This is a genomic window from Marinobacter sp. DUT-1 (genome assembly GCF_050379415.1).
Classification (GTDB): Bacteria; Pseudomonadota; Gammaproteobacteria; order Pseudomonadales; family Oleiphilaceae; genus Marinobacter.
Genome location: NZ_JBNRLS010000001.1, coordinates 915,480 through 932,967 on the forward strand (window position 1 = coordinate 915,480; position 17,488 = coordinate 932,967).

Genomic DNA, 17,488 nt, shown 5'->3' on the forward strand with positions numbered 1-17,488 from the left:
CATGCCAAAAAGCACCGGCAGCCCGACATTCCCGCCCCACCTACAGGCCGAGTTCACCAGCCTGCTCCGGGAACTGTCCGCCTGCGGGCACCAGGCTGCCACCTTTGTTGAGCGGGTCCGGCTGCCAGGATGGTGCCGTCGCCCGCTGTTCTATTTTCTCGGCTATATCGCCCGGTCAGATGGCCGGGTCACCGAGGCTGACATCACCAATGCCGAGGCGCTGATCCGGGCACTGAACCTTTCCGGGCGCCAGCGCCAGCGGGCGATCCAGTGGTTCCAGCATGGCAAGAAAGCGGAAGAGCTTCCGCCATTGAGAGGGCTGTCACTGCGCCTTACCCGCCGACTCTGGCCCGCCCCGGCGCTGACCGTCGCCATCTGCTTGTGCCATGCGGCGCAGATCCAGGGGCCGCCCGGCAAGCCCCGACGTTACCGCTGTGAAGACGCCATCGACCAGATGGGCTTGCCGGTGGGCGTTGGCGATCACATTCTGGAGAGTTACGCCAGCAAGGTCTGGGTCCGGGCGGCCGACATGCCCTCCCGCCCGGAAACCTATGACCAGGCCTGCCAGTTACTGGGTGTCGCCCGCCGCGACTCCCTGGCCCTGATCAAACGTGCCTATCGTCGCAAGGTTTCGGAATGCCACCCGGATAAACTGTCCCAGAAGGGGCTGTCCCCCCGGGAACTGGCCATCGCCAAGGAGCAGCTGTTGCGTTACCAGCAAGCCTGGGAGCTGATCAAGCAGCGGAACCACTCGGCTTGAAGCCAAACCCGGCCATCAGGGCATCGATGGCCGGCACTCCTACGCACAGGTGCGGATCTTTCGGCGGCGAAAACACCGGTCCAAACTGGTAAACTGGCCAGCGATTGAACGGCATGGCCGGAACCGGACCTTCCGGATTCCGTACCACCCTGAACTGTTATCGAACACCACTGAGAGAGACATCATGAATCCGTACCTGATTGCCCCATCTATCCTCTCCGCCGATTTTGCCCGCCTGGGCGAGGAAGTCGACAATGTGCTGGCCGCCGGTGCCGATGTGGTGCACTTCGACGTGATGGACAATCACTACGTGCCGAACCTGACCATCGGCCCCATGGTCTGCGAAGCCCTGCGTAAGCACGGCGTCACCGCTCCCATTGATGTTCACCTGATGGTGTCCCCGGTGGACGACCTGATTCGCATGTTCATTGATGCCGGCGCCAGTTACATCACCTTCCACCCGGAGGCGTCCAACCACATCGACCGTTCCCTGCAGCTGATCCGGGACGGCGGCTGCAAGGCCGGCCTGGTGTTCAACCCGGCCACGCCGCTGAGCTATATGGATTACGTGATGGACAAGCTCGACATGGTGCTGCTGATGTCGGTCAACCCGGGTTTTGGCGGCCAGAAGTTCATCCCCGGCACCCTGGACAAGCTGCGCGAAGCCCGCAAGAAAATCGATGCCAGCAATTACAACATCCGGCTGGAAATCGATGGCGGCGTGAAAACCGATAACATCCGGGAAATCGCCGAAGCCGGTGCCGACACCTTCGTCGCCGGTTCTGCCATTTTCAATACCCCGGACTACAAGACCACCATCGACGCCATGCGGGAGGAACTGGAGCAGGCGCGCAAGGTGATTGGCGGATGAGTCTCCAAGGCCTGTTCAATGCCCGCTGGCCGGGCGTTGCCCTGTTCGACCTGGATGGCACCCTCGTAGACAGCGCACCGGACCTGGCCGCGGCGGTGGACCAGATGCTGGAGCACCTGGGCCGGACACCGGCAGGTATCGACAAGGTCCGGGACTGGGTGGGCAACGGCGCCGCTGTTCTGGTGCGCCGTGCCCTGGCCGGCAAGACCGACTGGGAACCGGCGCAGCCGAAAGACGACGCCCTTTTCAAGGATGCCCTCGCGATCTTTTTCCATCACTACGGCCGGATCAACGGCCAGCACTCCCGTGTCTACCCGGGGGTGGAAGCCTGCCTGGCGCACCTGAAAAACAGCGGCTGCCGGCTGGCGGTGGTGACCAACAAACCGGAACAGTTCGTGGCGCCTCTGCTCAGGCAGCTGGATCTGGACCACTGGTTCGACCTGAGCGTCGGCGGCGACACTTTGCCGGTCAAGAAACCCTGCCCTGGCCCACTGCTGCATGCCATGGAGCAGCTCGGCGGCACCCGCGGCACGACGGTTATGGTCGGCGACTCCGCGGCCGATGTGAACGCCGCCATTGCCGCCGGCATTCCCTGCGTGGCCGTCCGTTATGGTTACAACTTCGGGGGATCGGTGGAAACCCTGGGGGCCGACGCGATTGTTGATTCACTGGCCGAGCTTTTGTAATCTCACAAGGACGTTTCATTGAACACTTGGTATCGGGAGATTCCTGCCGTGCAGGGACTGAATCTGACTGCAGCGCGAGGCATCCTCACAACCCGCGCAACACGATGGTGGCGATGGCGCACCGGCTGAACAGGCCTGGCGGCTGACGGGCGCGCGCCTGTCGAGACCGTACCACCCGACGGAATGGCATCCGGCCTTTCCGTGCAAATGCAGATCAGAATTCAGGAAACCGACACATGACACCCGAGCAGTTCTCCGAGCTCGCCCACGCCGGCTTTAATCGTATCCCCGTGTATCGCGAGGTCCTGGCAGACCTGGATACACCATTGAGCACCTACCTGAAGCTGGCCAGTGGCCCCTATTCCTACCTGTTCGAATCCGTCCAGGGTGGTGAGAAGTGGGGCCGCTATTCCATCATCGGCCTGCCCAGCCGGGAAATTCTCAAGGTCTATGACCACCGCATTGAAGTCAGCCGGGACGGCAAGGTGGTCGAGCAGGCAGAGGTGGAAGACCCGCTGGCGTTCGTCGACGAGTACCAGAAGCGCTTCAATGCCCCGGACCTGCCGGAGCTGCCGCGATTCAATGGCGGTCTGGTGGGCTATTTCGGCTATGACACCGTGCGCTACATCGAAAAGCGCCTGCGCCATTCCTGCCCGCCGGACAGGATCGGCACCCCGGATATCCTGCTGATGGTCTCCGACGAGATCGTGGTGTTTGACAACCTGCGCGGCAAGCTGCACCTGATTGTCCACGTCGACCCGGCCACCGAAGGCGCCTACGATCAGGCCCAGGCCCGCATCGACGAACTGGAAGCACGGCTGCACCGGCAGACCGCCAATGCCCCCCGTACTCCGGAGCACCTGCGCGGCAAGGCTGTGGACGAGGGTGATTTCATCTCCGGTTTCACCCAGGACCGCTTCGAAGCGGCCGTCGACCGGATCAAGGAATACGTGCTGGATGGCGACGTGATGCAGACGGTTATTTCCCAGCGTATGTCCATTCCCTTCGAGGCACCGCCCCTGAACCTGTACCGTTCCCTGCGGGTACTCAATCCCTCGCCATACATGTACTTCCTGGATCTGGACGACTTTCACATTGTCGGCTCGTCCCCGGAAATCCTGGCCCGGGTGGAAGATGAAGAGGTGACCGTGCGGCCCATCGCCGGCACCCGCAAACGCGGCGCCACCGATGCCGAGGACAAGGCGCTGGAAAATGAACTGCTGGCCGATCCGAAGGAGATTGCGGAGCACCTGATGCTGATCGATCTGGGCCGCAACGACGCCGGCCGGGTCTCGGAAACCGGGACCGTCAAGGTCACCGACAAGATGATTGTGGAGCGCTACTCCCACGTCATGCACATCGTCTCCAACGTGACCGGCCGACTGAAGGAAGATACCAGCTGCCTGGACGTACTGCGGGCTACCCTGCCCGCCGGCACCCTCAGCGGTGCCCCCAAGATCCGGGCCATGGAAATCATCGACGAACTGGAGCCGGTCAAGCGCGGCGTTTACGGGGGCGCGGTGGGCTATCTCTCGTTCAACGGCAACATGGATACCGCCATTGCCATCCGCACCGCAGTGATCAAGGACAACACCCTGCATATCCAGGCCGGTGCCGGAGTGGTAGCGGACTCAGTTCCCCGCCTCGAGTGGAAAGAAACCATGAACAAGGGCCGCGCAATTTTTCGTGCCGTGGCCATGACCTACAACGATTACGACCACTGAGGCGGAGGAACGGATTATGTTGCTGATGATCGATAACTACGACTCCTTCACCTACAACGTGGTGCAATACCTGGCGGAGCTGGGCGCTGACGTCCGGGTGTATCGCAACGATGAAATCACCATCGAGCAGATCGAGGCTCTGCAACCGGAACGGCTGGTGATCTCACCGGGTCCTTGCACGCCGAACGAAGCCGGCATTTCCATGGACACCATCCGCCACTTTGCCGGCAAGCTGCCCATCCTCGGTATCTGTCTGGGCCATCAGGCCATCGGCCAGGTCTACGGTGCCGACATCGTCCGGGCAGGCCGGGTCATGCATGGTAAGGTCTCGCCGGTCTACCACAAGGACATCGGCGTGTTCCGGGGGCTGAGCAATCCGTTACAGGCCACCCGATACCACAGCCTGGTCATTGACCAGAACACCCTGCCGGATTGCCTGGAAGTCACCGCCTGGACCCGCAATGATGACGGCTCCATCGAGGAAATCATGGGCGTGCGCCACAAAACCCTGCCCATCGAAGGCGTGCAGTTCCACCCCGAGTCGATCATGACCGAACAGGGCCATGAACTGCTGCGCAACTTCCTGAGAACAAACAAATAAGAGGCCAACTCTCCATGGACATGAAAGAAGCTCTGAACCGGATCGCCTCCAACCTGGATCTTTCCCGGGAGGAAATGAAAGGGGTCATGCGTATCGTCATGAACGGCGAGGCCACCGATGCGCAGATCGGGGCTTTCCTGATGGGATTGCGCCTCAAGAGCGAGACCATTGACGAGATTACCGGCGCCACCGAAGTCATGCGCGAGCTGGCCACCGGAGTGACCGTCAACGCTGAACCACTGGTGGACATTGTCGGTACCGGCGGCGACGGCGCCAACCTGTTTAACGTTTCTTCCGCGGCCTCTTTCGTGGTGGCAGCGGCCGGAGGTTATGTCGCCAAGCACGGCAACCGGGGCGTATCGTCCAAGAGTGGAAGCGCGGATCTCATCGAGAAGGCGGGCATCAACCTGGACATGACCCCTGAGCAGGTGGCCCGCTGTGTGGAGCAGATCGGCGTCGGCTTCATGTTTGCCCCGGCTCACCATGGCGCCATGAAACACGCCATCGGCCCGCGCAAGGAGCTGGGCTGCCGCACCATCTTCAACATCCTCGGCCCGATGACGAACCCGGCCGGAGTCAAGCGTCAGCTGCTCGGCGTGTTCACCAGGGAGCTGTGCCGTCCGATGGCCGAAGTGATGAAGCGCCTGGGCGCGGAGCACATCATGGTGGTTCACTCCAAGGACGGCCTGGACGAGATCAGCCTGGCCACTGCCACCCACGTGGCCGAGCTCAAGGACGGGGAGATCACCGAATATGACATCACCCCGGAAGATCTCGGCATCAAGAGTCAGTCGCTGGTGGGTCTGGACGTGGGTTCCTCCGAGGAATCTCTGGAACTGATCAAGGCCGCGTTCGGCCGGGAGCACGATGAGATCACCGAGAAGGCGCGGGATCTCATCGCCCTGAACGCCGGTGCGGCCATCTACATTGCCGGCCTGGCGGATACGCCGAAAGCCGGCGTTGAGATGGCGCTGGATGCCATGGGATCGGGGCTGGCTGCGGGCAAGATGTCCGAGCTGGCTGATTTTTCGCAGTGTTTTTAATACCGGCCTGCTAACTTCGCAGCCGGACGATAGGAAGGGGAGGAGCTATCCAAAACACGCCCGCAAGTACGTCTCTGTAGGGCTTGACTGCAGCCATCCCTGGCTGCAGACAGTTTTGGAAAGCTCCTCCCCTTCCGCTCTCGCACACTATTTACCGGTACGGGCCTGACATGACAGACAGACATCTGGATAAAACTCCCACCATCCTTCGAAAAATCATTGACCGGAAATGGCAGGAAATCGATGAGCGCAAACGCCGCGTCACCGTTGACGATTTGAAGGCCATGACGGGGGACCAGGCACCCGCTCGGGGATTTGCCGATGCCATGCGCTCACGCATCGAGCAACAGACCCCTGCCGTGATTGCCGAGATCAAGAAGGCTTCTCCCAGCAAGGGCATCCTGCGGGATCCGTTCGTGCCGGCGGAGATCGCCGAGAGTTATGAGAAAGGCGGTGCGGCCTGCCTGTCCGTGCTGACGGACCGTGACTTCTTCCAGGGCCACGAGGACTACCTGAAAGCCGCCCGTGCCGCCTGCGGCCTGCCGGTCATCCGTAAAGATTTCATGGTGGCGCCCTACCAGGTCTATGAGAGCCGCGCCATTGGCGCCGACTGTATCCTGCTGATTGCCGCCTGCCTGACCCGTTACCAGATGCAGGAACTGGAAGGCATCGCCCGGGAGATCGGGCTGGATGTGCTGGTGGAGGTGCACGACCCGAAAGAGATGGACGACGCCCTAACCCTGGAAACGCCCCTGGTCGGCATCAACAACCGGAACCTGCACACTTTCGAGGTGTCCCTGGATACCACGTTCGACCTGCACGAGCGGATCGGCCAGGACCGGCTGACCATCACCGAGAGCGGGATCATGACCCGGGACGATGTGGAAGCCATGACCAACCGTGGTATTTACGGTTTCCTGGTAGGGGAATCGTTCATGCGGGCGGAGGAGCCGGGCGAAAAGCTCAAAGAGCTGTTTTTTCCAGAAAGCTGACTGAGGAGTCAGATACAGGCCCACCCGACGGCCTGTGCACCAGGTATTACTCCCGAGTACCAGCCAAAGCTTCCTGCAATAACTCCAGTAAATGCGCCGGCATCCCGCTGGCCAACTTCAGAGCCGCCTCATGCCCCCGGGGCGACATCTTGCCCCAGGTCCGGCGCACAATCCGGAGCCACTTTTCCCGGTCATACTCCGGCTTTTCCTCGTAGAACGGCGCAAAATAGCGCTCCAGGAACACCATGCAGGCCACGTCCTCCAGTAACTGGGTGTCCGGATCCTGGCGCAGTTCCCGCTTGGTCAGGATGGTTTCCACCCGCTGGCACTCCTCCTCGGGATAACCACACTCGGCCATGATTTCCGCCGCCCGGCGGCCATGCATGCGGCCACAGGCCTGGCGCCACTGGTAATAATTCTTCCGGCCCTCACCGAACTCGCTCCGGGGCATGGTCCAGCGCTCGATGTGCTGGGCCCGGCAGGCGATCTGCATGCGCTCACCAGGCTCAGGTTCCAGTTCAAACAACCAGCGGGTCATATGCAGACTGTAGACATACTCCCGAGGCAGGGCCTCGCCACCCAGCTCCTCCCGGTTCGGGTCGGCCTGGTTGGCTTTATCAATTTGGCTCAGGGTACAAGCGAGTCTCTCGGACACAGACATCTGGAACTCCGGAATGGATAAAACAATTACCGTATAGGTAAAGTCACTAAAGTGTGAATTACTTAACAGAACTTGCTTTTCATATAGGTTGTGGACAGAATTTAATATGCATTTTGAAACTTTCGGGGAGTAACTTCAAACCGTGCGCCTGAGTGATCCACCTGTTCCCCCGAAGTGGCAAATGACCTATCAGGCCTACCAAGAGCGCACGCAGTGGGTTTTTGCGTTCTATAGTGGCTGGCTTTTGCTCGCTGCTCTTCTCGCGTATCAGTTCAGCTATGACTTACGAGGCACCCAGAATCCTGAGCTTTGGTCGATCGAGTCCCTTGCAAGGTTACCTGTTTTCATCAGCACCATTATCACATTGCTGGCACATTATTGCGGTGAACCCAATTGGCGCCCGAAAACGTTCATCAGGATGATGTCACTCTCCCTGTCGCTGATGATGTCGGGGTTGTTCCTGGTCTACGCCAAGCATTGGCCTGAATCGCTCAATGAGTTCAGTGGAAGGCTTGAGATCAGTTTTTTAGGCGTGACCCTTCTCGCCACTGTGGGAATGAGGGATTGGTTTATCCAGATCGCCATCCCCCTAATACTTTTCCTCGTTACGGCCATACTCGTAGAGGTTCCGCTAATCAGATTAGCTCCCTTCCTTTTTAGCCCTTTGCTCATGCTGATAATCGGTTTGGTTGTCGCGGAAATCATGCGTCGTTTGGGCAAACATCAATTCCTGAGCGAGCAGGGGATGAAAGAACTGGCAACCACTGACCAGCTGACAGGTCTACTCAACCGGCACGCTTTCCTGCCACTGATCAAACATGCCATAAGCCGTGCCCGGCGTGATAAACAGGAGCGCTTTTGCCTGATTATCGGAGATCTGGACCACTTCAAGGCCGTCAACGACACATATGGACACGACTTCGGGGATCTGGTACTCCGGGAGACAGCCGTCCGCCTGGGCGCCAGCTTGCGTCAACAGGACGCCGTCTGCCGGTGGGGAGGTGAGGAATTCCTGGTACTGTTACCTGCCACTGGCTCTGAAGGAGCCATGGAGGTCGCTCGTAAAATTCTTGCCGCCATGGCCAACACACCCATCCGTTGCCCAGACCCGGATCGTTGCCGGGAAATTTCTGTGCGGCAAACCATCAGCCTGGGGTTGACCTGCTTCAACGAAGAGGACTCAGCGGAAAACCTGATTGCAAGCGCAGATCTCGGGCTTTACCAAGCGAAATCAGAAGGCCGGAACCGAGTGAGGATGGATCCGGCCAGAGAACCGGTTACGTTGGCTCAAGCCTGAGCTGACGGCCGCGCCTTGATCCGGTCATACCAGGCCTGCAGGTTGGTCTGCTCCGGCTTGATCCGGATGCTCACCACCCGGGCAAAGGCCACGGTCGTAAACGCATTGATGTCGGCGGCTGTGAACCGGTCGCAGCAGATGTATTCCTTGCCTTCCAGGTGCTTGTCCAGGAAGTGCATGAACTTCTCGACGCCCTGACCACACTCCTCACCCCATTCCTTGATGGGATTCATCCGGTCCTTGAAATAGCCGGTGGTGTGCTGGAAGCACATGCCGGTGGGCATGAAGAAGTAGAAGTCGATCCAGCGCAGCCATTGTTCGAGGTGAGCCTTTTCCAGCGGCGTTTCACCGAGCAGCTTGGGCGCATCGGGGTAGGCCTCTTCGAAGTAGCGGCAGATGGCCATGGTCTCGGCAATGCAGGTTCCGTCATCCAGTTCCATCACCGGCACTTTCTTCATCGGATTGCGGGCGACGTATTCCGGTGTCAGGTTCTCGCCCTTCTGCAGGTCGATCTCGACGAATTCGGCCTCGTCCAGCAGGCCCTTCTCGGCCATGAACATGCGCACGCGGCGGGGATTCGGGGCAGTTTTTGTTTCAAAGATCTTCATTGGGGTCGGCTCCGTTCCGGGTGTTGGATGGATGAAAATGATTGCTGAGAACAGCACAGAGACTGACCGCAAAAAACAGTTGCGTCAAGCAACTGTTAAGGAGCCTCTGATTAACTCCGTGGCAGCCAGCTCCGGATCTGCTCCAGTGTCCACCCCGGTTCGTCCAGCGGAAGGTCGTGGCCAGCGTCGGGGTGTAATCGGAGGGTCCATTGCCAGCGGGATTCCAGGGCTTCGCTGCACTGGAAGTGCACGATCCGGTCCCCCCGGCTGGCCAGCAACAGGGCATCCGGTAGCGGTCGCCGGGGTGCCGGGGTAAAACGCGCCGCGGCCCGCAGCTGGTTGAAAGCATTGGCCAGGCTGACCGGGCGCTGGCGTTGGATGCTGTACCAGCGTTTGGCCAGGGCCAGGGGCACCGGCCGGTTGGAGGTCAGGTTCAACAGATCCCGCTCCCGGTCAAACAGCTCCCGACGCGCCAGCAACCTGAGAACCCTGGGCCAGGCCGCAGGCCGCATCCGCCGCCAGGGCGGACTGAACCCGGAACTGGTATTGATCATCACCAGTTGCTGGATTTCCCCGAGTTCCGCGTTCTGGGCCCAATCCAGTGCCACCATGCCACCCATGGAGAGGGCAATGATGCCGAAAGGTCGTGGGATGTGATTGACCTGCTGGCAGACCTGCCGACGTATGCCTTCGATGGTACCGGGGCTATCCTGCCGGTAATGGACACCGGTGCCGGGAAGGTCAACCGCGTGGAAACGGTGCCCGGGAAACGCGGACTGCAACGCCACCGGAAAATCCCCCCAGTGCGCCTGCTCCCGTGTCAGTCCCCGCAACAGTATCCAGTGCATATCAGATCGAATTCCGGTACCAGTGCATGATCGCCGCTTCCCTCAGCATGGTCTCCTGTTCCCGCTCCGGCAACCAGTTCCGGTGGCTGGCGGCGGCATTGAGCAGAAAGTCGATCCAGGTGAGGTGTGTGCGTAGCACCCGCTTGTGCCGATGGGGCACCAGGGGATTGAACAGGCCATCGAGCCGGAACAGCTGCCGCGGGCGCTTCCGGATCCAGCGCCAGGATCCCATTTCCAGGGTCAGGGGCAGGAAGACGCCGGGGTTATCCCGGTTGATCTGCTTGTAGAAGTAGTCCCAGAGATCGCCATGGGTCAGGTAATGGCGTGACTGGGGCTCAAATTTGTAGTCGTGATTCGGGTAGGCCTGCTCCCAGATCAGCTTCAGGGCCATCACGGCGGCGATCCGACGCATGGGTCGTCGCCGGTAGGCATAGGGAAACCAGATCTGATCCTGCCAGCCAAAGCCGCTGTGGCAATCCAGGGCAACACTGAACGACCGTCCCGGCAACAGTTCCCGGATGACAGTTTCCAATGCCTGATTTTCCACCTCCATGCCCTGCTCCGGATCTCCGATGTACCAGGGCAGCCTGCGCGACAGTCGCTGGCCACCCAGCAGGAACGCGCTGCGATCCTGGGCGGTGATCGGTGCATTCCGCATCAGATCCACACCACTGGGGTTACTGCGCTGGTTCAGGTACATCCCGCCCGGATTGAGGATGGGCAGAACCGTTACGTGAACCCGCTCCAGCAGCGTCGCCAGCTGTTCATCCCAGGTCAGCCTTTTCAGCAGGCCATCCAGCCAGGCCATGACCACCTGGGACCCGATCCGCTCCAGCCCGTGTACTCCGCCAACAAGCAACACCGCGGGGGCCTCCGACCTGGCCGAACCGATATCTACCCGGTAAATCGGCAAATGCAGATCGTCCAGGGCGACATGATCAATCACACGACTCTCCACCTGCACCGGTGCTTCGGCCAGCATCCGCTCCAGTGCCGTCATCTCGGGCAGGAAGGTTCTCAACTGCTTCCGCTGTCGCTCTCCCCGCTGCGATTGCTCATTGGCAATCGCCGTGTGGGGAGTCAGATCACGTAATTCGGTCATGCAAACACCTCCAGCCAACAACCTTTCACGATAACCCCCCGAAGCTACAGATTGTTGACAGGCGCGCGGAAAATATGACGGCAAAAACGACGCTTTTGGGCCATTTCCTTGAATCTCGATTCAATTTCCTTATGCTAGAAAGGGAATTCTTTCGAGAAATCTTGTTTTGAAGAACGCAGTAGCGGTTCCAAAAACAACCCCTCCCTCCGATCCTGTGCGATCGCAGTTTGGTCATTCCTGTAAGCGCTCTACTGCGTTACCAACTCCAAAGGAGAAGTAACCATGAAGAAGATTACTTCTGTCGCGCTCCTGTGTGCGGCGGCAATCCCCGGCATGGCCCAGGCCAACCAGTGTGGTGAAGTATCCATTACCGAGATGAACTGGGCGTCCAATACGGTCGTTACCAATGTCGCCAAATTCATCATGGAGCAGGGCTATGGCTGCGATGTCACCATTGTTCCCTCCGATACCGTGCCGGCTGTCACCTCGGTGGCCGAGAACGGTGAACCGGACATCGTCACCGAGTTGTGGCTGAACTCTGCCGGCGAGGCGTACCTCCGTCTGGAAGAACAGGGCAAGGTTGAGCGCCTTGGCAAGGTGCTGGAGCCGGGTGGTGTTGAAGGCTGGTGGATCCCCACTTACCTGGCGGAGAAGCACCCGGAGCTCACCACCATCGAAGGCGTGATGGCCAACCCGGAACTGGTCGGCGGTCGTTTCAACAACTGTCCCGATGGCTGGGGCTGCCGCGTGGTCAGTGACAACCTGATTCGTGCCCTGGACCTTGAAGAGTCCGGTATCGACGTCTTCAACCACGGTTCCGGTGAAACCCTCGCCTCTTCCATGGCTTCCGCGGTCCAGAACGAGGAACCCTGGTTCGGTTACTACTGGGGCCCGACCGTACCGCTGGGTAAGTACGACATGACCCGAGTGGAGCTGGGCGAATACAAGCCCAAGGTTCACAAGCGGAACCAGACCCCGGATGTTGAGAACCCGGGTGTTTCCGAATTCCCCGCGGCCACCATCCTGACCTCGGTGACCACGGACTTCCAGGAGCGTGAGCCGCAAGTGGCCGAGATGCTCAGCAATCTGACGTTCCAGACCTCGACCATGAGCTCGATCCTGGCGTGGATGGACGCCAACAACGCGTCCGGCGAGGAAGCAGCGGTGTACTACCTGAGCAATAACAGCGACGAGTGGTCCACCTGGCTGAACGACTCGGCCCGGAAAAATCTGGCAGCCATTCTCGATAACTGATCGGCCTACCCCCGCCCGGGACGCCTCTATCGGCCCCTCCCGGGCTTTCTTTCCAATCCAACCGACTCCAGATACCCAGGAGAGGCTAACCTCTGATGGCAACCTACGATTCGTTATTTTCATCACTCGGGCTTGAGGAGTGGTGCTCGCAAGGCCAGAGCGATGCCCCGATGTCGATGGCCGCCCTGTTGGCCAAGACCAAGGGCGACAGCACCGAACCGGAATCGATCTGGGACGCACCATTCCCCTCGATGGATGCGCTCAACGAATCCTGCGCCGCCTTTCCCCAGTCACGGGAACTGACCAAGGGGCTTGAGCAGGGGTTTCTCGCCATCAAGGACAGCCTCAGCCTGGTGCTCGATCCACTGACCCAGCCATTGAGCTGGTTCCTGGATGGTGCCCTGTACGCCATGCTCAATACGCCCTGGTGGATCGTCATACCGCTGTTGCTGGCAGTGGTTTATCTGGTCACAAAATCCTGGAAACTGATGGCGTTCGTTGGCGGCAGCATCATACTGCTGGCGTTCATCGATCACTATGACTACGCCATGCAGACCCTCGCCATTATCTTTGTCTGCGCCTTTTTGTGCGTCTTGCTTGGCGTGCCGATCGGAATCGCCATGGCCCGGAGCAACACCCTGCAGCGACTCATCATCCCGGTACTGGACATGCTGCAGACGCTGCCGCCGTTCGTGTACCTGATTCCGCTGATCTTCCTGTTCAGCGTAACCGAGTCCAAGCTTTATGGCATTGCCATCATCCTCTACGCCATTGTCCCGGTTATCCGCCTGACCAACCTGGGGATCCGACTGGTGGACAAGGACGTGATTGAGGCGGCCGATGCCTTCGGCATGACCCCCCGTCAAAAGCTCTACAAGGTCCAGATCCCGCTGGCACTGCCGAACATCATGGCCGGGGTGAACCAGACCATCATGATGAGCCTTGCCATGGTTGTGATCGCCTCCCTGGTGTCCGCACCCGGGTTGGGTGTGCTGGTCCTGAGGGGTATCCGGAACCTGGAACTGGGTGTTGGTCTGGTGTCTGGCCTGGGCATCGTCATCCTGGCGGTGATCCTCGACCGGGTCACCAAGGCATCGCTCGCACGTATCAATGCATCCCAGAAGCAGTGAGGAAGATCTCGTGGCAAACGATATCAAGATTTCGATCAGAAACCTGTTCAAGATCTTCGGCCCGGTTCCCGATGTGGCTCTGGAGTATGTGCGCCGGGGCATGAATAAGGCCGACCTGCTGGAACAGCAGAATCATGTCCTCGGCCTGCGGGACATTAACGTGGATATTCGCAACGGTGAAATCACCGTGATCATGGGCTTGTCCGGGTCCGGAAAATCGACCCTGATCCGCCACCTCAACCGCCTGATCGAGCCGACGGCCGGGGAGATCCGGATCGATGGCGAGGACGTGCTCAGCTACAACGCGGAACAGCTGCGCAAGCTCAGACGGGAGCGCATGTCGATGGTGTTCCAGAAGTTCGCCCTGCTCCCCCACAAGACAGTGCTGGAGAATGCCGGCATGGCCAAGGCCATCCGCGGTTACACCACCTCGGATTTTGAGGCTGACGCCCGCAAATGGTTGGCCCGGGTGGGCCTGGAAGGCAACGAGAACCAGTACCCTCACCAGTTGTCCGGCGGCATGCAGCAGCGTGTCGGGATTGCCCGGGCGCTGGTTTCCGATGCCCCGATCATGTTGATGGACGAGGCGTTTTCAGCGCTGGACCCGCTGATCCGCTCGGACATGCAGGACCTGCTGCTGGAATTGCAGGAGGAGCTGCACAAGACCATCGTGTTCATCACCCACGACCTGGACGAAGCACTCAAGCTGGCCGACCACCTGGTCATCCTCAAGGATGGTGAAGTGGTGCAGCAAGGGGATCCCCAGGACATTCTCCTCAATCCGGGAGACCCGTACATCGTCGACTTCATCTCCGACATCAACCGGGCCCGGGTGCTGCGGGTGCGCTCGGTCATGAAGCCGGGCAGCGAGGCCGAAGAGACCTACGCGGGGGATATCTCCGAACGGGACAACCTCGAGACCGTACTGGAACATTCCGGGGGCGATACCGACCTGGCATTCCGCGTGGTCCGGGATGGCCAACAGGTAGGCTCTCTGCATATGAAGGACCTGACCAGGGCGCTTGTACCGACGGCCGCAGCAACGGAGTCACGCCAACGGGCCTAGTGTCCCGTCCGGGTAATTCGCTGATCTACTGCGTGGCGCTGGGGACATCAGGTGCGGGATGATTACAAACCGCAGGAGAGGGGCTATGATGAATGCAGTCGCCGCTCACCTGCGGTTAACCGGTCCCGATCAATGCACAAGGTTTTCCTTCTCATACTGACGTTGTTTCTCTCGGCCTGCTCAACGGAAGAGCCACCCCGTTCTCCGACCGAACAGATCCAGCCGGCCGCTTCGCCCGGCATAGACACCCCTTCCCCGGCAAACCGGGTTGTGGTTCTGGCCGCCGATCCCTGGTGCCCCCACAACTGCGTCTCCGGATCCGCGTTCGAAGGCTACATGGTGGATCTGGCCCGCGAGGCCCTTGGACTGGCGGGGTTTGAGGTGAGCTACGTGAACATGAGCTGGGCGCGGGCACTGGAACAGGCCGAAACCGGCCATATCGATGGCGTCATCGGTGCGTTCATCTCAGACGCCCCAGCCTTCGTCTTCCCGGAAGAAGCCCTGGGCACCTCCCACATCGAGCTGTACACCCAGCCCGGACAGGACTGGCAATACGAGGGCATTGATTCGCTGCAGAACCAGACCCTGATTGCCCTCAACGGCTATTCCTATTCCCCCGAACTGGATGACTACATCCTGCGTAACCGTGACAACCAGAAACGGATATGGATTCTCTCGGGGCCGGCGCCCCTGGAGCGCGCCATCAAACTGATTCTGGAGGAGCGTTCCGATGTTCTGCCCGAGGACCGGGATGTCATGGCCTGGACCCTCCGCCATCAGCTCCCCGGCGTTCAGCTCCGCAGCGCAGGCGCTCTCTACAACACGCAGGTCTATATTGCCTTCTCGCCCGCCAGTCCCCGCTCGGCAGAGCTGGCCGATACGCTCAGCCGTGGTATCCGGGAGCTCCGGGCCTCCGGCCGCCTGACGGAAATCCTCGCGGGCTACGGCGTGTCCCCGGTGGACTGAAACGCGGTAATGGTTGCCCCGGACGGGGTGCTCAGCTGCAGCTGCCCCTCGGGCCCGATCCGTACCCGGGAAACCTCACCGAGTATCCGGAGGAAACGGGCTTCCTGACCCATCAGTGCCGGTGCGCAGGCCATACGGGTTGCGGCAATGGCACCGAACCCGATGCCTTCGCCGGTCAGCTGGTAGCTACCGGTGTAACGGTTGCAGGATCCGAGCCCGGCAACCCGGTTGTCAGACAGGAAACGGATGGTTACCCGGGAGCTGTCGATAATACCGCCACCGGCAATGTCCTCCACGACCCACTCTGCGCCCCGTAGCAACCGCTGTGGATCCCCCCCGCAGCCATTGTAGGTTTGCCCGTTCACCGTCAACCGGGTCTGGGCCGGATATTGGGCGCCAGACATGCTGTCCTGGCATAACTGGCGGGCCACCGTCAGGCGGACATTGAGCTCGTCGCCTCTGGCCAGGAATTCCCGGCCATGGCGGTCAGCCATCACCTTTTCCACTTCAAGCCGTTTCACGCTGTCCTTTTCGAAGGGACGTTCAAGCCGGAACTCGTTACCGGAGACCACCGCTCGCCAGAACGGCTCGTTGCCCCTGGCCTCGAATGGCATTTCCACCGCCCCGGGCACCAGGCATTCCGGGTAGGTCTCGCCCCGGAGGGTCAAGGTTGCCCGTTCCCCCTTGTTCCAGAACCGGGTCTGGTCATCACCCGGCGCTACATACAGGGCACCTGAAGCGCTCCTGGAGGGCTTGAGCAGCAGTCGACGATCCAGGTAATCGATTCCCAGCAGGCCCTCTTCTTCCCCGGGGGTGACCCGGATCTCCATCTGGCCACAGTGAAAGACCGATTGCGGCTCGGCCCCGGCGCCGGACTTCCCGGTGGCGGCACAACCTCCCAGCAGTCCGGCAATGATCAGAACGGCTGTCCCTGTGCGGTATCGTACAAACATGATCTCTCCGTTGATCCCGATAATAGGACGGGTATTGTAAGCCGGTCGCACCGGCACCGCCATGACAAAGGTCCGCTGGCCGAGTTGCGGATTCGACGGTATGGTAGGTGACCTGATTCATATCACTGAGGTTGCTGCCATGCCCGTCCGGCTCTACCAGTTCGCCATTTCCCATTACAGTGAGAAAGTCCGCTGGGCCCTGGACTACAAAGGTATCCGCTACCAGCCGGTGAGCCTGCTGCCCGGCCAGCACGTCAAGACCATCCGGGCGCTCACAGGCAAGGCTTCCTCGGTCCCGGTACTGGACCACGATGGCGAGATCATCCAGGGCTCTTCCGCAATTATCGACTACCTGGACGAGACGTTTCCGGAACACCCGTTGACCCCGTCCGACCCGGAAATCCGGGACCAGGCACTGGCCTGGGAAAAACGCCTGGATGACGAGGCCGGCCCGGCAGTGCGTTGCTGGGCCTATCATTATCTGTTGCAGCGTCCCAAGCTGGTGGTTCCCATGCTGGCCTCCGGCACTCCCTTCTATAACCGCATTCTGCTGAGCCTGGCCTTCAGCCGGGTTGACGAAATCATGCGAGACTGGATGAAGATCAACCAGAAAACAGCGGATTCCTCGCAGCAGGTTCTGGAAACGCTGCTTACTGAACTGGCAGACACCTACCAGCAGCGGCCATACCTGGCCGGCGACCGTTTCTCCCGTGCCGACCTCACCGCCGGTGCACTACTCGCGCCGCTGTTTCAGCCGCCACAATACCCGGTGCCCTGGCCAAAGCGGCAGCGGCTGTTGCCGGACATGCGAAACTGGCTCGACCAGTGGCGGGAACAGATCGAGCCGCTGGCCCGCCTGTACCGGGAACACCGTCAGCGCTGAACCGGAAATTGGCGTAAAACGCCAATGGGCCTGACGCAAACCG

The 17,488-nt window shown here is 60.4% G+C and carries 18 protein-coding genes; 13 read left to right on the forward strand and 5 right to left on the reverse strand.

What is annotated here, in order from left to right; all coding sequences use genetic code 11:
- The first annotated feature begins 1 nt into the window (after position 1).
- The 7 genes from ACQUTG_RS04220 to trpC all read left to right on the forward strand — a co-directional run bounded on the left by ACQUTG_RS04220 (position 2) and on the right by trpC (position 6,677).
- Positions 2–760: a molecular chaperone DjlA gene (locus tag ACQUTG_RS04220; protein WP_428918179.1), complete on the forward strand. Its 759-nt coding sequence runs from the start codon at positions 2–4 to the stop codon at positions 758–760.
- A 184-nt stretch (positions 761–944) separates the two neighbouring features.
- Complete coding sequence (gene rpe, locus ACQUTG_RS04225; RefSeq protein ID WP_428918180.1) at positions 945–1,631, forward strand: ribulose-phosphate 3-epimerase; 687 nt, start codon at positions 945–947, stop codon at positions 1,629–1,631.
- Positions 1,628–2,317 (forward strand): phosphoglycolate phosphatase, encoded by a 690-nt coding sequence (locus tag ACQUTG_RS04230; protein ID WP_428918181.1) that lies wholly within the window; start codon positions 1,628–1,630, stop codon positions 2,315–2,317. The genes rpe and ACQUTG_RS04230 overlap by 4 nt, the downstream gene beginning before the upstream one ends.
- A gap of 236 nt (positions 2,318–2,553) precedes the next feature.
- On the forward strand, positions 2,554–4,041 hold the full coding sequence (gene trpE / locus ACQUTG_RS04235; RefSeq protein WP_428918182.1) for an anthranilate synthase component I: 1,488 nt from the start codon (positions 2,554–2,556) through the stop codon (positions 4,039–4,041).
- 16 nt (positions 4,042–4,057) lie between these two features.
- Positions 4,058–4,642, forward strand: coding sequence for an anthranilate synthase component II (locus ACQUTG_RS04240; protein ID WP_428918183.1), 585 nt, complete (start codon positions 4,058–4,060; stop codon positions 4,640–4,642).
- Between the two features lie 14 nt (positions 4,643–4,656).
- Positions 4,657–5,685 carry an anthranilate phosphoribosyltransferase gene (gene trpD / locus ACQUTG_RS04245; protein WP_428918184.1) on the forward strand — a complete coding sequence of 343 codons (1,029 nt, stop codon included), beginning with the start codon at positions 4,657–4,659 and terminating at the stop codon, positions 5,683–5,685.
- A 170-nt stretch (positions 5,686–5,855) separates the two neighbouring features.
- Complete coding sequence (gene trpC, locus ACQUTG_RS04250; RefSeq protein ID WP_428918185.1) at positions 5,856–6,677, forward strand: indole-3-glycerol phosphate synthase TrpC; 822 nt, start codon at positions 5,856–5,858, stop codon at positions 6,675–6,677.
- Between the two features lie 46 nt (positions 6,678–6,723).
- Here the strand turns inward: trpC and ACQUTG_RS04255 are convergent, their stop codons facing one another.
- Positions 6,724–7,338 (reverse strand): DUF4202 domain-containing protein, encoded by a 615-nt coding sequence (locus ACQUTG_RS04255; protein WP_428918186.1) that lies wholly within the window; start codon positions 7,336–7,338, stop codon positions 6,724–6,726.
- 181 nt (positions 7,339–7,519) lie between these two features.
- Here ACQUTG_RS04255 and ACQUTG_RS04260 point away from each other — a divergent pair, with 181 nt between their 5' ends.
- Entirely contained in the window at positions 7,520–8,635 is a 1,116-nt protein-coding gene (locus ACQUTG_RS04260) for a GGDEF domain-containing protein (protein ID WP_428918187.1), read from the forward strand.
- On the opposite strand, the gene ACQUTG_RS04265 is transcribed toward ACQUTG_RS04260, so the two are convergent.
- The 3 genes from ACQUTG_RS04265 to ACQUTG_RS04275 form a co-directional block, all read right to left on the reverse strand.
- Positions 8,626–9,243 carry a glutathione S-transferase family protein gene (locus ACQUTG_RS04265; protein ID WP_428918188.1) on the reverse strand — a complete coding sequence of 206 codons (618 nt, stop codon included), beginning with the start codon at positions 9,241–9,243 and terminating at the stop codon, positions 8,626–8,628. The genes ACQUTG_RS04260 and ACQUTG_RS04265 overlap by 10 nt on opposite strands.
- Positions 9,244–9,353: 110 nt before the next feature.
- Positions 9,354–10,091, reverse strand: a complete 738-nt coding sequence (locus ACQUTG_RS04270; RefSeq protein WP_428918189.1) for an alpha/beta fold hydrolase — start codon at positions 10,089–10,091, stop codon at positions 9,354–9,356.
- A 1-nt stretch (position 10,092) separates the two neighbouring features.
- Positions 10,093–11,193 carry a M14 family zinc carboxypeptidase gene (locus ACQUTG_RS04275; protein ID WP_428918190.1) on the reverse strand — a complete coding sequence of 367 codons (1,101 nt, stop codon included), beginning with the start codon at positions 11,191–11,193 and terminating at the stop codon, positions 10,093–10,095.
- A gap of 282 nt (positions 11,194–11,475) precedes the next feature.
- On the opposite strand from ACQUTG_RS04275, the gene ACQUTG_RS04280 reads away from it, so the two are divergent.
- From ACQUTG_RS04280 to ACQUTG_RS04295, 4 genes are all read left to right on the forward strand, one after another.
- Positions 11,476–12,447, forward strand: a complete 972-nt coding sequence (locus ACQUTG_RS04280) for an ABC transporter substrate-binding protein (RefSeq protein WP_428918191.1) — start codon at positions 11,476–11,478, stop codon at positions 12,445–12,447.
- A gap of 95 nt (positions 12,448–12,542) precedes the next feature.
- Positions 12,543–13,577, forward strand: coding sequence for an ABC transporter permease (locus tag ACQUTG_RS04285; RefSeq protein ID WP_428918192.1), 1,035 nt, complete (start codon positions 12,543–12,545; stop codon positions 13,575–13,577).
- Between the two features lie 10 nt (positions 13,578–13,587).
- A complete protein-coding gene (locus tag ACQUTG_RS04290; protein WP_428918193.1) occupies positions 13,588–14,643 on the forward strand; it encodes a quaternary amine ABC transporter ATP-binding protein in 1,056 nt (351 codons plus the stop codon).
- A 132-nt stretch (positions 14,644–14,775) separates the two neighbouring features.
- Positions 14,776–15,609 carry a substrate-binding periplasmic protein gene (locus ACQUTG_RS04295; RefSeq protein ID WP_428918194.1) on the forward strand — a complete coding sequence of 278 codons (834 nt, stop codon included), beginning with the start codon at positions 14,776–14,778 and terminating at the stop codon, positions 15,607–15,609.
- Here ACQUTG_RS04295 and ACQUTG_RS04300 read toward each other — a convergent pair.
- Positions 15,585–16,562 (reverse strand): META domain-containing protein, encoded by a 978-nt coding sequence (locus ACQUTG_RS04300; protein ID WP_428918195.1) that lies wholly within the window; start codon positions 16,560–16,562, stop codon positions 15,585–15,587. The two genes, ACQUTG_RS04295 and ACQUTG_RS04300, sit on opposite strands and share 25 nt — an antisense overlap.
- A 61-nt stretch (positions 16,563–16,623) precedes the next feature.
- Here ACQUTG_RS04300 and ACQUTG_RS04305 point away from each other — a divergent pair, with 61 nt between their 5' ends.
- On the forward strand, positions 16,624–17,445 hold the full coding sequence (locus ACQUTG_RS04305; RefSeq protein ID WP_428918196.1) for a glutathione S-transferase family protein: 822 nt from the start codon (positions 16,624–16,626) through the stop codon (positions 17,443–17,445).
- Positions 17,446–17,488 lie beyond the last annotated feature (43 nt).

Coding starts and splice junctions, on each gene's coding strand:
- ACQUTG_RS04220 (WP_428918179.1), top strand. CDS start 2: ATGCCAAAAAGCACCGGCAGCCCGACATTCCCGCCCCACCTACAGGCC.
- rpe (WP_428918180.1), top strand. CDS start 945: ATGAATCCGTACCTGATTGCCCCATCTATCCTCTCCGCCGATTTTGCC.
- ACQUTG_RS04230 (WP_428918181.1), top strand. CDS start 1,628: ATGAGTCTCCAAGGCCTGTTCAATGCCCGCTGGCCGGGCGTTGCCCTG.
- trpE (WP_428918182.1), top strand. CDS start 2,554: ATGACACCCGAGCAGTTCTCCGAGCTCGCCCACGCCGGCTTTAATCGT.
- ACQUTG_RS04240 (WP_428918183.1), top strand. CDS start 4,058: ATGTTGCTGATGATCGATAACTACGACTCCTTCACCTACAACGTGGTG.
- trpD (WP_428918184.1), top strand. CDS start 4,657: ATGGACATGAAAGAAGCTCTGAACCGGATCGCCTCCAACCTGGATCTT.
- trpC (WP_428918185.1), top strand. CDS start 5,856: ATGACAGACAGACATCTGGATAAAACTCCCACCATCCTTCGAAAAATC.
- ACQUTG_RS04255 (WP_428918186.1), bottom strand. CDS start 7,338: ATGTCTGTGTCCGAGAGACTCGCTTGTACCCTGAGCCAAATTGATAAA.
- ACQUTG_RS04260 (WP_428918187.1), top strand. CDS start 7,520: ATGACCTATCAGGCCTACCAAGAGCGCACGCAGTGGGTTTTTGCGTTC.
- ACQUTG_RS04265 (WP_428918188.1), bottom strand. CDS start 9,243: ATGAAGATCTTTGAAACAAAAACTGCCCCGAATCCCCGCCGCGTGCGC.
- ACQUTG_RS04270 (WP_428918189.1), bottom strand. CDS start 10,091: ATGCACTGGATACTGTTGCGGGGACTGACACGGGAGCAGGCGCACTGG.
- ACQUTG_RS04275 (WP_428918190.1), bottom strand. CDS start 11,193: ATGACCGAATTACGTGATCTGACTCCCCACACGGCGATTGCCAATGAG.
- ACQUTG_RS04280 (WP_428918191.1), top strand. CDS start 11,476: ATGAAGAAGATTACTTCTGTCGCGCTCCTGTGTGCGGCGGCAATCCCC.
- ACQUTG_RS04285 (WP_428918192.1), top strand. CDS start 12,543: ATGGCAACCTACGATTCGTTATTTTCATCACTCGGGCTTGAGGAGTGG.
- ACQUTG_RS04295 (WP_428918194.1), top strand. CDS start 14,776: ATGCACAAGGTTTTCCTTCTCATACTGACGTTGTTTCTCTCGGCCTGC.
- ACQUTG_RS04300 (WP_428918195.1), bottom strand. CDS start 16,562: ATGTTTGTACGATACCGCACAGGGACAGCCGTTCTGATCATTGCCGGA.
- ACQUTG_RS04305 (WP_428918196.1), top strand. CDS start 16,624: ATGACAAAGGTCCGCTGGCCGAGTTGCGGATTCGACGGTATGGTAGGT.